This window comes from Herminiimonas glaciei, assembly GCF_042664955.1.
In the GTDB taxonomy this organism is placed as follows: domain Bacteria; phylum Pseudomonadota; class Gammaproteobacteria; order Burkholderiales; family Burkholderiaceae_D; genus Oxalicibacterium; species Oxalicibacterium glaciei.
On sequence record NZ_JBHTBU010000002.1, the window covers coordinates 374004 to 386507 of the forward strand.

At 54.4% G+C, this 12504-nt stretch carries 13 protein-coding genes; 12 read left to right on the forward strand and 1 reads right to left on the reverse strand.

From position 1 onward, the window contains the following. Window positions 1–93: 93 nt before the first annotated feature. The gene (glpD, locus tag ACFQPC_RS12550) at window positions 94–1635 is read right to left on the reverse strand and encodes a glycerol-3-phosphate dehydrogenase (RefSeq protein ID WP_382272272.1); all 1542 of its coding nucleotides are present in this window, start codon (window positions 1633–1635) and stop codon (window positions 94–96) included. 103 nt (window positions 1636–1738) lie between these two features. Between glpD and ACFQPC_RS12555 the strand changes: the two genes are divergently transcribed. The 12 genes from ACFQPC_RS12555 (at window position 1739) to ACFQPC_RS12610 (ending at window position 12397) form a co-directional block, all read left to right on the forward strand. Beyond that, entirely contained in the window at window positions 1739–2248 is a 510-nt protein-coding gene (locus ACFQPC_RS12555) for a hypothetical protein (RefSeq protein ID WP_382272273.1), read from the forward strand. Between the two features lie 100 nt (window positions 2249–2348). Then, the gene (gene hemE, locus ACFQPC_RS12560) at window positions 2349–3431 is read left to right on the forward strand and encodes a uroporphyrinogen decarboxylase (RefSeq protein WP_382272274.1); all 1083 of its coding nucleotides are present in this window, start codon (window positions 2349–2351) and stop codon (window positions 3429–3431) included. Window positions 3432–4582: 1151 nt separating this feature from the next. Next, entirely contained in the window at window positions 4583–6634 is a 2052-nt protein-coding gene (locus ACFQPC_RS12565; protein ID WP_382272275.1) for a primosomal protein N', read from the forward strand. Window positions 6635–6651: 17 nt separating this feature from the next. Continuing rightward, on the forward strand, window positions 6652–6903 hold the full coding sequence (locus ACFQPC_RS12570; RefSeq protein WP_012081441.1) for a DUF2164 domain-containing protein: 252 nt from the start codon (window positions 6652–6654) through the stop codon (window positions 6901–6903). Continuing rightward, window positions 6900–7304 carry a lysozyme inhibitor LprI family protein gene (locus ACFQPC_RS12575; protein ID WP_382272276.1) on the forward strand — a complete coding sequence of 135 codons (405 nt, stop codon included), beginning with the start codon at window positions 6900–6902 and terminating at the stop codon, window positions 7302–7304. Before ACFQPC_RS12570 ends, ACFQPC_RS12575 begins: the two co-directional genes overlap by 4 nt. Next, window positions 7304–7762 carry a GNAT family N-acetyltransferase gene (locus ACFQPC_RS12580; RefSeq protein ID WP_382272277.1) on the forward strand — a complete coding sequence of 153 codons (459 nt, stop codon included), beginning with the start codon at window positions 7304–7306 and terminating at the stop codon, window positions 7760–7762. The genes ACFQPC_RS12575 and ACFQPC_RS12580 overlap by 1 nt, the downstream gene beginning before the upstream one ends. A 170-nt stretch (window positions 7763–7932) precedes the next feature. Further along, window positions 7933–8403, forward strand: coding sequence for a MarR family winged helix-turn-helix transcriptional regulator (locus ACFQPC_RS12585; RefSeq protein ID WP_012081438.1), 471 nt, complete (start codon window positions 7933–7935; stop codon window positions 8401–8403). Window positions 8404–8524: 121 nt separating this feature from the next. After that, window positions 8525–9046: a diaminobutyrate acetyltransferase gene (gene ectA / locus ACFQPC_RS12590; RefSeq protein WP_382272278.1), complete on the forward strand. Its 522-nt coding sequence runs from the start codon at window positions 8525–8527 to the stop codon at window positions 9044–9046. A 48-nt stretch (window positions 9047–9094) separates the two neighbouring features. Continuing rightward, window positions 9095–10390 carry a diaminobutyrate--2-oxoglutarate transaminase gene (gene ectB / locus ACFQPC_RS12595; protein WP_382272937.1) on the forward strand — a complete coding sequence of 432 codons (1296 nt, stop codon included), beginning with the start codon at window positions 9095–9097 and terminating at the stop codon, window positions 10388–10390. Further along, window positions 10387–10824, forward strand: coding sequence for an ectoine synthase (locus ACFQPC_RS12600; RefSeq protein ID WP_382272279.1), 438 nt, complete (start codon window positions 10387–10389; stop codon window positions 10822–10824). Before ectB ends, ACFQPC_RS12600 begins: the two co-directional genes overlap by 4 nt. Window positions 10825–10831: 7 nt before the next feature. Continuing rightward, window positions 10832–11752, forward strand: a complete 921-nt coding sequence (thpD, locus tag ACFQPC_RS12605) for an ectoine hydroxylase (protein ID WP_382272280.1) — start codon at window positions 10832–10834, stop codon at window positions 11750–11752. Between the two features lie 30 nt (window positions 11753–11782). Next, the gene (locus ACFQPC_RS12610; RefSeq protein ID WP_382272281.1) at window positions 11783–12397 is read left to right on the forward strand and encodes a MarC family protein; all 615 of its coding nucleotides are present in this window, start codon (window positions 11783–11785) and stop codon (window positions 12395–12397) included. Window positions 12398–12504 lie beyond the last annotated feature (107 nt).

A 12504-nucleotide genomic window follows, 5' to 3' on the forward strand; every position in this document is an offset into this window, starting at 1 on the left:
GGATTTTAACTGCCGTACGGCAACATGTCTAAATGTGGACAATATGTCCACCCTGCATTTCATGTATCTAAAGATGCGTGCGACTAAATCTGTCTACTGTTGTTCCAGATCGTGCAGCCAGTGATTCAGCTTCCTGCGAGACTCATTCGTGTGGGCCAGGTGCAGGCCGAGTTTGCTGCGGCGCCAGAGGATATCTTCCGTACTGGTTGCCCATTCATGCTGCGTCAGGTATTCCACTTCCGCAGCATACAAGCCGGGCGCTATCAGTTCGCCCATCTCTGCAATGCCGGTACGCGCTGCGAGCAATAATTTGATGCGGGTGCCATAGGCACGGGCATAGCGTTCGACCAGCGCTGCCGGTAGCCAAGCATACTCCGTTTGCAGTTCATGTACATAGTCGTCGAATTCCAGCACGGCACGATTACTGACTTGTGCACCGTAGATATCGCCGCCCGGCAGACAGGCGTTTGCAGTCCATGCAGCGTGGTGATTGCCGAGTACCGGTGCAATCAGGTCGACCGCTTCTTCCGCCAGTTTGCGGAAGGTGGTGATCTTGCCGCCGAAGATGGTGAGTAGCGGTGCCGCATCGGTATCGAAAGCGAGTTTGTAATCACGCGTGACGGCGGAGGCTTTTTCATTGTCGTCGTCTGTCTCATCTTCGACCAGCGGACGCACGCCGGAATAGGACCACACAACATCAGCCGGACTGATCGCCTGCTTGAAGTAGTGATTGGACAGTTCGCACAGATAGTCGATCTCGGCAGCATCAATGCTTACCTTGTCGGTATCGCCGTGATAGTCGATATCGGTGGTGCCTATCAATGTGAAGTCCTGTTCATACGGAATCGCAAATACGATGCGTCCATCCGGATGCTGGAAGATGTATGCATATGGATGATCGAATAATTTCCTGACCACGATATGGCTGCCTTTGATCAGGCGCAGCTTCTTGCCGGTGCGGCCATGTACGGTATCGTGCAAGAAGCTTGCCGCCCAGGGGCCGGCGGCGTTGATCAACAATTTCGCGTTTACCTGAATTTCTTCATGGTCCTTGTTGCGTAAAGTGGCTTGCCACTCTGCTGCGTTGCGTGTGACCGCGATGCATGCGGTACGCGTGAGTATGCTTGCGCCTTTTTCTGCAGCGGCAATAGCATTCAATACGACCAGGCGCGCATCGTTGACCCAGCCATCGGAATACGCAAAGCCCTTGCTGAATTCTTCTTTCAACGGCGTCCCGGCACTGTGCTTGCGTAAATCTATGCCGTGCGAGCCCGGTAAGAGTTCACGTCTTGCCAGATGGTCGTACAGGAACAGGCCGGCGCGTATCATCCACGCCGGACGCTGTCCTTTATCGTGCGGCATGACGAAGCGCAAAGGATGCATGATGTGCGGTGCAGAGCGCAGCAGGATTTCGCGCTCTATCAGTGCTTTGCGCACCAGGCTGAATTCGTAGTTTTCCAGATAACGCAGGCCACCGTGGATCAGCTTGGTCGAGGCGGAAGAGGTATGCGATGCCAGATCGTCTTTTTCGCACAATACGACCGAGAGGCCACGACCGGCGGCGTCGCGCGCGATGCCGGCCCCATTGATGCCGCCGCCTACGATGAGGATGTCGCATTGAAGTTGTTGCTGCATCGATGCCCCGTCTGGATATGCCGAGCAACTATTGTAAACGTGGATGGTGGATATGTATCGCACTCGCGGTACACTGGTTCACCACTATCCTTCCTGCGCAACCATGAGCTTTCTCCTCGACCCCGGATTCTGGGAAGTTGCCAGTTATATCGTCACGACGCTGGCGCTGCCGTTTGCTATCTTTTTATTCGTGTTCGAGCAACACCAGGCGCGCGATTCAGAGGATGAAGAAGCATATCAATTGCTGCAGGATGCCTATAACGATTTCCTGAAGATCGTACTGGATAATCCAGACCTGCAATTGCGTAGCGCGACATCACGCAGTGACCTGAGTGATGAGCAAAAAGAACGTACCTTGATCATCTTTGAAATGCTGATCGCATTATTCGAGCGGGCATATATCGTTTCATATGTACCGCATATGCGTGGCGTTGCCTTGCGGCGCTGGCATTCATGGGATGATTACATGCGCGAATGGTGCCGCCGCGAAGATTTTTATTATCTGTTGCCGCAACTATTACGCGGCGAGGATAAGGACTTCGCCGACTATATCCGCGTGCTGGCAGAAGAGGAGCGCGCAGATAAGTTGGTGAATATAGGACATGGGGACTAAGGTATTGCTTTGAATTTGCTGACAGAGTGGCATCGAAGGTCCGGGCATGCGTTTCTTGGGGGATAATAGCGGCTCAATTAATGCCGTGATGACAAGTCTGATGCCTACACAATTTGCTCCGCTCCAGAACGACACCTTCTTACGCGCATTGCTGCGCCAACCTACCGAATACACACCTTTATGGCTGATGCGCCAGGCCGGTCGTTACCTGCCTGAGTATCGCGCGACCCGTGCGCGTGCCGGCTCTTTCCTCGGTTTGGCCAAGAATCCTGATTATGCAACCGAGGTGACCCTGCAGCCACTGGATCGTTACCAGCTGGATGCCGCGATCCTGTTTTCAGACATCCTGACGGTACCGGATGCGATGGGCCTGGGTTTGTACTTCATTGAAGGTGAAGGCCCGAAGTTCGAGCGTCCTTTGCGCGATGAAAAAGCCGTGCAGGCGCTGAAAGTGCCGGAACTGGGTTCACTGCAGTATGTTTTTGACGCGGTGACGCAAATCCGTACCGAGCTCAAGGGTCGGGTGCCGCTGATTGGTTTTACCGGCAGCCCGTGGACGCTGGCCTGTTATATGGTTGAAGGTGGTGGTTCGGACGACTTCCGCACCGTCAAGGCGATGTTGTACAACCGCCCGGACCTGATGCACCACATCCTGCAAACGAATGCATTGACAGTCGCCGCTTACCTGAACGCCCAGATTGACGCCGGCGCACAGGCCGTGATGATGTTCGATACCTGGGGTGGTGCGCTGGCAGACGGTGCTTACCAGCAATTCTCGTTGCACTACATGCGCGAAGTGATGAAACATGTCAAAACGGAAAAAGACGGTGTGCGTATCCCGAGTATCGTCTTTACCAAGGGCGGCGGTTTGTGGCTCAAGGAAATCGCGGCGGTCGGTGCCGATGCGGTCGGCCTCGACTGGACTGTGAACCTGGGTGCGGCGCGTGCCAAGGTTGGCGAACGCGTGGCCTTGCAGGGCAACCTGGATCCAAGCATCCTGTTTGCGCAACCGGACCAGATCCGTGCTGAAGTAGCCAAAGTGCTGGAATCCTTTGGCAAGCACAGTGCAAGTTCCGGCCACGTATTCAATCTTGGTCATGGCATTTCGCAATTCACGCCGCCGGAAGCCGTCACCGTGCTGGTTGATGCGGTACACGAACTCAGCCGCCCGCTGCATAAGTGATAAATGCTCGTGCCGGCACGCTGGCGCGCTAATTCACGACTTCAGCGCCGAAACTGACGCTAAAAATGCTCGGTTTTGGCGCGCATCATTTCAGCTTATGCACAGAATGTGCGATTACTCACACATTTGTCGATTTGGCCCATCATTAACATTTCGTAACAAATCGATTTTGATAAGTCATTGATTTGATTGAATAAATATTTTGCTTTTTGTTTTGGCATTTTATTGAAACCCGCATGGGACATGGCGTTTCCCGCCATCCAGGGTGCTTATCCACAAAGTTATCCACAGGATTTGTGGATAGAAAAAAAAGCGCTTAAGAAACGGGTAGTTAGCGCACTTGTTGATATTTCACATGAGGTTTGATTTGGTGACTTAGTACAAGTCCTTGGATCTTGCAAGAAAGAAAGTTCTGCTTCGAAGGAGTGCAAAATGCACGCCGCCTGGATTTTTTCTTTGTTTCCCAGCAAAAATTCTCCTAGCTTATTCACAAAACGGTGCATGCCGGTAACGAGAATAGCTGCTATTTGAATTTTTGCCTTCCCCGGGCTAGGCGTGTCTATCCTTTTGATTTTAAAGGATTTAATTTCGAGGCGAAAACAAGGGCGCCAAGGCTTGTCGTGGGAAGCTGCGTGGATGCGTTTGAATGCGTACGTTTATTCACAAAGTTATCCACAGGCTTGTGGATACTTTTGAAAATCGTTTATGAAACCGCGAGTTACAGAATTTTCTGAAGATGCACATGAAGTTCCTGTGCAGATGCAATAAAATCCGACATCTTAAATGCCACTTTATGGCGGAGATATCCAAGCTGCGTTGCAGCCGCTCCGGCCATCAAAAAACAGGGCGCAAAAGATCGGTTTTGACGTGCCGCCAGCAAACTTATTCACAAAAATATGCTTGTGCATAGCAACATCATTTATTTAGAACTTTTATTCATAGTAAAAAGCATCTATTTGTAAGTCATTGATTTTAAGCGGCTTTATTTATGCTTCGCTTTTAGGCAATCTATTGGAAGCCGCATCAGTACTGGCCTCTCCGCCTGTCAAGAGGCTCTTATCCACAAAGTTATCCACAGCAGCTGTGGATAGTTAAAAAAGCGCTTATGAAACCGGTAGTTAGATCATTTTCTCAGGTAACACATTAAGTCCGTGGAACACTGCATCCTTAAAGTCGCCCTCGACACGCCGCTGGATTTCTGTTTCGACTATTTATGGGTCTTGACCGAAGCCGAGCCGGCACGTCCTTTGCCGGGCCAACTGGCTTTGGTGCCTTTCGGTCGGCGTGAAGTGGTCGGGCTGGTGGTGGCCGTGCATGACACGACGGATGTTCCATTGGATAAGCTCAAGGCGGCCATTGCAGTACGCACGCAACTGGCACCGCTGTCAGCCGAATGGATTGCGCTGTGCGCGTTTGCCGCCGATTACTACCAGCGTCCTTTGGGCGAGGTGGCGATTCCGGGCCTGCCGAAAAACCTGCGCGCGCTGAAAACGACTTCGCTGGATAAGGCGGTCAAGAAACTGGGCAAGCTGGATGCCGTGCACGATGCGACACCGATTGCAATGCCGCAGCTGAACGAGGCGCAGCAGCAAGCCGCCGCCGCCATCGCTACAGCCAGTGGTTTCGCGCCAACATTACTGTATGGCGTCACCGGCAGCGGCAAGACCGAGGTCTATTTGCAGGCCGCAGCGCAGATCCTGGCGCACAGCAAGGAAGATGACAACCCGGCGCAAATCCTGATCCTGGTGCCGGAAATCAACCTGACGCCGCAACTGGAAGCGAATGTGCGTGCGCGTTTCCCCGGCGTCATGGTCGCCACCCTGCATAGCGGGCTGGCCGAAGGCGAGCGCATGACGCACTGGCTGGCTGCGCATCTGGGGCAGGCGCGCATCATATTGGGTACACGCCTGGCTATCCTGTCTTCACTGCCGCAGCTGAAACTGATCATCGTCGATGAAGAACACGATCCTTCTTATAAGCAGCAAGAGGGTTTGCGCTATTCGGCGCGCGACCTGGCAGTCTGGCGGGCGCATCAATTAAGTATCCCGATCGTGCTGGGCTCCGCCACGCCATCACTGGAAACCTGGCATCACGCGCAATCCGGCCGTTATCGCAAACTGGAATTGCGCGAACGGGCGGTCAAGGATGCGGTTTTACCCAAGGTCGGGTTGATCGACCTGGAGCGTAAAGCGCCGCGTGAACAAATGACAGAAGGGATCAGTGCGACACTGATCGCTGCGTTGAAATTGCGCATGGAGCGCGGCGAACAATCCTTGCTGTTCCTGAACCGTCGCGGTTATGCGCCAGTGATCGCCTGCGATTCCTGCGGCTGGATCAGTAACTGCACGCGTTGCAGCGCCTTCCTGGTACTGCACAAACTGGACAAGCGCCTGCGCTGCCATCACTGTGGCTTCGAACAACGGATACCCAAATCCTGCCCGACCTGCGGTAACGTCGACTTGCAGCCTTTGGGGCGCGGCACGCAACGGGTGGAAGAAAGCCTGCAACTGATTTTTCCGGAAGCCCGCATCATGCGCATCGATGCCGACTCGACGCGGCGCAAGGGCAGTGCGCAGGAAGCCTTCGATACCGTGCACCGGGGTGAAGTCGATATCCTGATCGGCACGCAAATGGTAGCGAAGGGGCATGACTTCCAGAACCTGACGCTGGTCGGCGTGCTGAACCCGGACACTGCATTGTTTTCACATGATTACCGCGCCAGCGAACGCCTGTTTGCGCAATTGATGCAGGTGGCAGGTCGTGCCGGCCGGGTCGCGCAAAAAGAAGGCGGCAGTGCGAGCGAAGTGCTGATACAGACGCGTTATCCGCAGCATCCCTTGTATGCAGCGGTGCGCGCGCATGACTACGACACCTTCGCAACGGAACTGCTGGAAGAGCGGCAGCAGGCACATTTCCCGCCTTTCATATACCAGGCTTTACTGCGCGCCGAAGCGAAGGAAATCAAGATCGCACTGGACTTCCTGCATGACGCGATTGTCTGTGTCGATTACCCGGGTATCACAATGAATGACCCGATCCCGATGACGATGACGCGCGTAGCGAATGTAGACCGTGCGCAATTGCTGGTCGAATGTACATCGCGTCCGGCGCTGCAGGCATTCCTGAAAGTATGGATCGCTGCCTTGCGTGAGATGAAGACGCGCGTGCGCTGGTCACTCGAAGTTGATCCGGTCGATATTTAATTTATACAGGCAGCAAGATGACTATCAAACTCAGCCCCGAAGTAGAAGAGCGCCTGATCGGCTCCATCCAGCGTTACTTTGATGTGAATATGGATGAAAGCATAGGCGACCTGAAAGCCAAACTCTTGCTCGACTATTGCGTGCGGGAATTGGGGCCTTGCATTTACAATCAGGCGATTGCCGATGCGCAGTCGGCAATGCAGGACAAGGTCGCGGAACTGGACGTCAGTTGTTACGAAGCCGAATTCGGCTACTGGAGCAAGAAATGAACATGCCTCATTTACTCGCCGGCCTGCTGTTGATCGCCGGCGGCAATGTCTTCGCGCAAGACCAGGCACTGCTGCAGGAAGCGCTGAAGGATTGCGACAAGAATCAGCTCACGATGAATATGTGCGCCAGCCATCGTTACACCACGGCTGACAAGACGCTCAACCAGCAATACAAGAAACTCATGGCGCAGCAGGATGCGGTCGGCAAGCAGCGCTTGCGTGATGCGCAACGTGCATGGATCAGCTTCCGCGACAAGGATTGCCTGGCCAATACCGGCTTGCGCGAAGAGTCGGGTTCGATCTGGCCCTTACTGCATTACTCCTGCCTCGAACGTCATACCGTGCAACGCGCGGAAGACTTGAAACTGCAGGCTTGCGGCATGGAAGGCTGCGCAAAATAATGGCGGTCCTGCAGTGGCAATGGGCCACATTCGAGCAACTGGCCGGAGCCGACTGGTATGCGGTGTTGCAGGCACGGCAGGATGTCTTTGTCCTTGAGCAGCAATGCCTGTATCCGGATATTGATGGTGCCGACCAGCGCGCGCATCATTTGCTGGGCTGGGCCGAAGTGGACGGCAAACCTCAGTTGCAAGCCTATTTGCGCTGCTTTGCGCCGGGCGACAAATACGCTGAAGCTGCACTCGGCCGCGTCCTGACGATACAGTCGGCGCGGGGTCTCGGTGTGGGCAAGCTTTTAATGGCTGAAGGCTTGCGATGTGTTGCCCAACTATATCCGGGCAGCGCGATCCGCATCTCGGCACAAGAGCATTTGCAAGGCTTTTACGGGTCCTTCGGTTTTCGCCCGGTTTCCGACATTTATATGGAAGACGGTATCCCGCACATAGAAATGCTGCGTTGAAATAATGATTCCTATCAACATTGTTCGTATACGAATGATTTGACATCAACTGATCTGGCGGGTAAGATAACGGCTTGTTAATCAAGCAACCGGGATATCAAAAACAGGAAAATGTGAGGTTATCGTGATGCTGCGCGACAGAATGAAAAAGTGTCGCTACACTCGCGGTCATGAATGACATCGCCAAACTTGTTACCGTCAATGATTCGATTCGCATCTTGCAAAGCGTTCGTCGCATTGCGCAATGCGTGGAGCACCATTCAAAGCGCCTGGCAGTCACTCATAACATCACATCGCCACAACTTGTGGCACTTCTTGCAATTGCAGAACTAGGGCCGAGTACGCTCAGATCCATCGGGCGTGCCATCCAACTCAGCCCCAGTACCGTGGTCGGCATAGTCGACCGGCTGGAAGAAAAAGGCTTGGTGCAGCGTGAGCGCGATACGCGTGATCGCCGCAATGTATTTGTCGCCGTAACCGAGGCGGGCCAACAGGTCCTTGCCAACGCACCGTCGGCTTTACCGAACGGTTTCGATAGCCTTCTGGGCGCTTTACCCGAAACCGACCGCCAGGCCCTGATCGTCACGCTGGAACAATTTGCCTCTTTGCTGGAAGCCAAAATACCTGCCGAACCTGTGTAGCAGGATGCTTGCGAAGTACTGATCGCAAGCTCCGCGCGCAAACCTGATCTCCCTTAACTGACGAGTGTAACTATGGCCAATCCTGGCTGTGGGGATCGCTTTTCTCGAAAAAGGAGAAAGCATGAACACGCAAGTAGCCAGCGCAGCCGATTACATTGTGCTGCGCCCGCCCGAACGCTGCGATGGAGCCGCCCTGCATGACTTGATAGAGCGTTGTCCTCCACTGGATCTGAATTCCCGCTACGCCTATATCCTGCTGTGCGAACACCATGCCGCGACCTGTGTCGTGGCAACAGCAGAAAATCAAATGGTAGGTGCGATCACCGCCTACATTCCACCCGCCAAGCCGGACACGTTGTTTATCTGGCAGGTCGCAGTCGCACCAGACATGCAAGGTCACCAAGTTGCCTCCCGCATGCTCGATCAACTGGTAGCACGTTGTGCCGCTACCTACCGGTTTCAAAAAATAGAAACCACCATCAGCCCCAGCAATATCGGCTCACGCAAATTGTTCGAAAGCTATGCCCGGCGCCACGGCGTCGACATACAGGCACAGCCGTATCTGGCTGCCAGCGAATTTGGCGCGGGCCGGCACGAAGAAGAATGGCTGTATCAACTTGGTCCGGGTTTGCGCGCAGCTTAATTGCGTTGCCCCGGATCACTTCACTCATCCACCATCAGGAGAAACATGATGCGTATATTCAATCGACTTGAATCAGAAGTTCGCGGCTACATCCGCTCATTCCCAACCGTATTTGCGAAAGCGCAAAACGCAGTGCTTACCGATGAAGGCGGGCGCAGCTACATAGACTTCCTGGCCGGCGCCGGCACGCTGAACTATGGTCACAACAATCCGATCATGAAGCAGGCCGTCATCGATTACCTGTCGGAAGATGGCATTGTGCATGGTCTCGACATGGCAACCAGCGCCAAGAAAACTTTCCTGCAGACCTTCGAAAGTCACGTGCTGCTGCCGCGCAAGATGCAGTACAAGATCCAGTTCACCGGCCCGACCGGTACCAATGCAGTGGAAGCGGCAATCAAGCTGGCACGCAATGTCACCGGTCGCCAGATGGTGATTTCGTTTACCAATGGTTTCCATGGCGTATCGCTGGGTTCGCTGGCACTGACCGGCAATCGCAAATTCCGTGACGCCGCCGGTGTGTCGCTGAATGACGTGCATCGCGCGCCATACTCCGGCTACTTCGGCATGAATATCGACACGATAGCGATGCTGGACAAACTCATCGTTGATCCGAGCAGCGGCGTCGATTTGCCAGCAGCCATCATCGTCGAATGCGTACAAGGTGAGGGCGGTTTGAATGTCGCCGGCCTGAACTGGCTGAAGAAACTCGAACAGCTGTGTCAGCGTCATGAAATCCTGCTCATCGTCGATGACATCCAGGCGGGCTGCGGTCGCACCGGTACCTTCTTCAGCTTTGAACCGGCCGGCATCAAGCCGGACATCATTACGCTGTCGAAATCCCTGTCCGGTTTCGGCCTGCCGATGGCGGTCCTGTTGATGAAGCCGCAGCTGGACGTATGGAAGCCGGGCCAGCACAACGGTACTTTCCGTGGCAATAACCTGGCCTTCGTCACTGCCACCGCAGCCTTGCAACATTACTGGAGTGACAACCGCTTCCAGATGTCTATCCAAAAGAAAGCGCAAGCCATCGAAGCCTTCCTGAACAAGCTGGTGGCCAGCTATCCGGATGCGGAACTGACGCGCCGTGGTCGCGGCATGATGCAAGGTATCGCCTGTGCCGATCCGGCGCTGGCTGATCGCATCACCAGCATCGCCTTCCAGAACGGTTTGATTATCGAAACCTCGGGCGGGGAAGATGAAGTCGTCAAGCTGCTGATGCCACTGACGATCGAGCAGGAAACAATGCTGGCCGGACTCGACATCCTCGAACATGCAGTAGCCGAAGCCGTCGATGAAAAGATCAAGGACAAGGTCGAGTCGAATAAAGAGGTGACCGTATGATCGTACGCAGACTGAAAGACATACTCGACACCAGCCGTGATGTGAAAGCCAAGACCTGGGCCAGCCGTCGCCTCTTGTTGCGTGAAGATGGCATGGGATTCTCCATGCATCACACGGTGATCTACGCCGGGACGCAAACGCATATCTGGTACCAGCACCATCTGGAAGGCGTGTACTGCGTGGAAGGTGTGGGCTCGGTCGAGCTGATTCCTTCCGGCGAAACCTTCCGTATCGAGCCGGGTACCCTGTATGCGCTGAACAAGCATGACGAACATTGGCTGCGGGCAGAAACGGATTTGCACCTGATCTGTACTTTCAATCCGCCGCTGGCCGGCACTGAGACGCATGATGAAAACGGCGTCTATCAATTAGTCCCTGAGCCGGTCAGCAATATCGCTGCCGCCAAAACTGAAAAAGTCACAGTAGAAAGTTGAGGAGAAGATGATCATGCTATCGCAAGATGCTTACCCTACGCGTACGCAAAACAATGCCGGCATCCTGGCGCGCCAGGACCCGGTGGTCTATGAACACGACAGCAAACGCAAGGCATCGCTGGATGCCGCGCAGCGGGCGTCATATGAAAAGAATGGTTTCCTGCTGATGCCGGAATTGTTCAGCCAGGAAGAAGTGTCCTATCTGTTCGATGCAATGCAAACCATGCGTGAAGATTTCACGCATGCCGACCGCAAGGAAGTGATTGCTGAACCCGGCAGCGGTGAAGTGCGTTCCATCTTCAATGTGCATCGCCTGAATGATATCTTCGCCAACCTGGTACGTGATCCGCGTGTACTGAATGTGGCACGCGAAATCCTGGGCAGCGAAGTGTATATCCACCAGTCGCGCATCAATTACAAGCCCGGCTTTACCGGTAAAGAGTTTTACTGGCATTCGGATTTTGAAACCTGGCATAGCGAAGACGGCATGCCGGCGATGCGTGCCTTGAGCTGTTCTATCCTGTTGACGGATAACAGCGAGTGCAATGGCCCACTGATGCTGATCCCGGGCTCGCATCATCACTATGTGTCCTGCATGGGCGAGACGCCGGATGAGAACTACAAGAAGTCGCTGAAGAAACAGGAAGTCGGCGTGCCGGATCCCATCCTGTTGCGTTACCTGGCCGATATGGGTGGCATCACTTCATGTGCGGGCAAGGCGGGTTCGGTGGTCTTTTTCGACTGCAATACCATGCACGGTTCGAATGGCAATATCACGCCTTATCCGCGCAGCAATGTCTTCTTTGTCTATAACAGCATTGCCAATCAGCTCGACGAGCCGAAAGGTGGTCTGGCGCCGCGTCCCGAATTTGTCGCGGCACGTGAAGGTGTCGCAGAACTCAAACCGGAAGCGCTGCAGATAGGTTGAGCAGCGTAACCGGTTAATAAAAAAGGACTTATGGAAGAAGCTTACCTGCGTTCTTTTGCGCTGTTCTTTGCCTTGTTCAACCCCTTCCTGATGAGCATCTATCTGCTCGATCTGATCAGGGGTTTGCCGACGCCGACCTTTGCGCGTGTCTTGATCCGCGGCAGCGTGATCAGCGCTTGTGTCTTTGTCCTGTTCGCCTGGGGTGGCGAAGCTTTCTTCCGCGATTATCTGCAAGTACGTTTCGCTTCCTTCCAGATCTTTGGCGGTATCGTCTTCCTGCTGATCGGTTTGCGCTATGTGTTTTCCGGTGCGGCTGCGATAGAAAGTCTGCGTGACAATCCGACTGCGATGGCGGGCAGTATCGCGATGCCTATCATGATAGGCCCCGGCACCGTGAGTGCCGCGGTGGTGATAGGTACGCGCCTGCCCCTGGGGGGCGCGGCAGTGGTGATCGTCGGTACCCTGGTCTTGACTGTCAGCATACTGGTGGCGATGAAGGTGGCGCACGACAAGCTCAAGGAGCGGCATGCGGCGATGACGGATCGTTATATCGACCTGGTCGGTCGTATGTCGGCCTTGCTGATCGGGACGATTGCGATCGATATGATACTGACGGGTTTGCAGAGTACCGGTTTCATAGACTGAGGCCGGAGCTTTGTTGCGCCGCAATATGCGCGGAAATACCTGCGCAGGCAGGCAAAGGGTGGGCCTTGCCCCGCGCTGTTGCTGGCAAACGACATAAAGCATTGCGG

What these genes read in the sequence shown, in the direction of transcription:
- glpD (WP_382272272.1), bottom strand. Translation starts at nt 1,635, where the DNA reads ATGCAGCAACAACTTCAATGCGACATCCTCATCGTAGGCGGCGGCATC.
- ACFQPC_RS12555 (WP_382272273.1), top strand. Translation starts at nt 1,739, where the DNA reads ATGAGCTTTCTCCTCGACCCCGGATTCTGGGAAGTTGCCAGTTATATC.
- hemE (WP_382272274.1), top strand. Translation starts at nt 2,349, where the DNA reads ATGCCTACACAATTTGCTCCGCTCCAGAACGACACCTTCTTACGCGCA.
- ACFQPC_RS12570 (WP_012081441.1), top strand. Translation starts at nt 6,652, where the DNA reads ATGACTATCAAACTCAGCCCCGAAGTAGAAGAGCGCCTGATCGGCTCC.
- ACFQPC_RS12575 (WP_382272276.1), top strand. Translation starts at nt 6,900, where the DNA reads ATGAACATGCCTCATTTACTCGCCGGCCTGCTGTTGATCGCCGGCGGC.
- ACFQPC_RS12580 (WP_382272277.1), top strand. Translation starts at nt 7,304, where the DNA reads ATGGCGGTCCTGCAGTGGCAATGGGCCACATTCGAGCAACTGGCCGGA.
- ACFQPC_RS12585 (WP_012081438.1), top strand. Translation starts at nt 7,933, where the DNA reads ATGAATGACATCGCCAAACTTGTTACCGTCAATGATTCGATTCGCATC.
- ectA (WP_382272278.1), top strand. Translation starts at nt 8,525, where the DNA reads ATGAACACGCAAGTAGCCAGCGCAGCCGATTACATTGTGCTGCGCCCG.
- ectB (WP_382272937.1), top strand. Translation starts at nt 9,095, where the DNA reads ATGCGTATATTCAATCGACTTGAATCAGAAGTTCGCGGCTACATCCGC.
- ACFQPC_RS12600 (WP_382272279.1), top strand. Translation starts at nt 10,387, where the DNA reads ATGATCGTACGCAGACTGAAAGACATACTCGACACCAGCCGTGATGTG.
- thpD (WP_382272280.1), top strand. Translation starts at nt 10,832, where the DNA reads ATGATCATGCTATCGCAAGATGCTTACCCTACGCGTACGCAAAACAAT.
- ACFQPC_RS12610 (WP_382272281.1), top strand. Translation starts at nt 11,783, where the DNA reads ATGGAAGAAGCTTACCTGCGTTCTTTTGCGCTGTTCTTTGCCTTGTTC.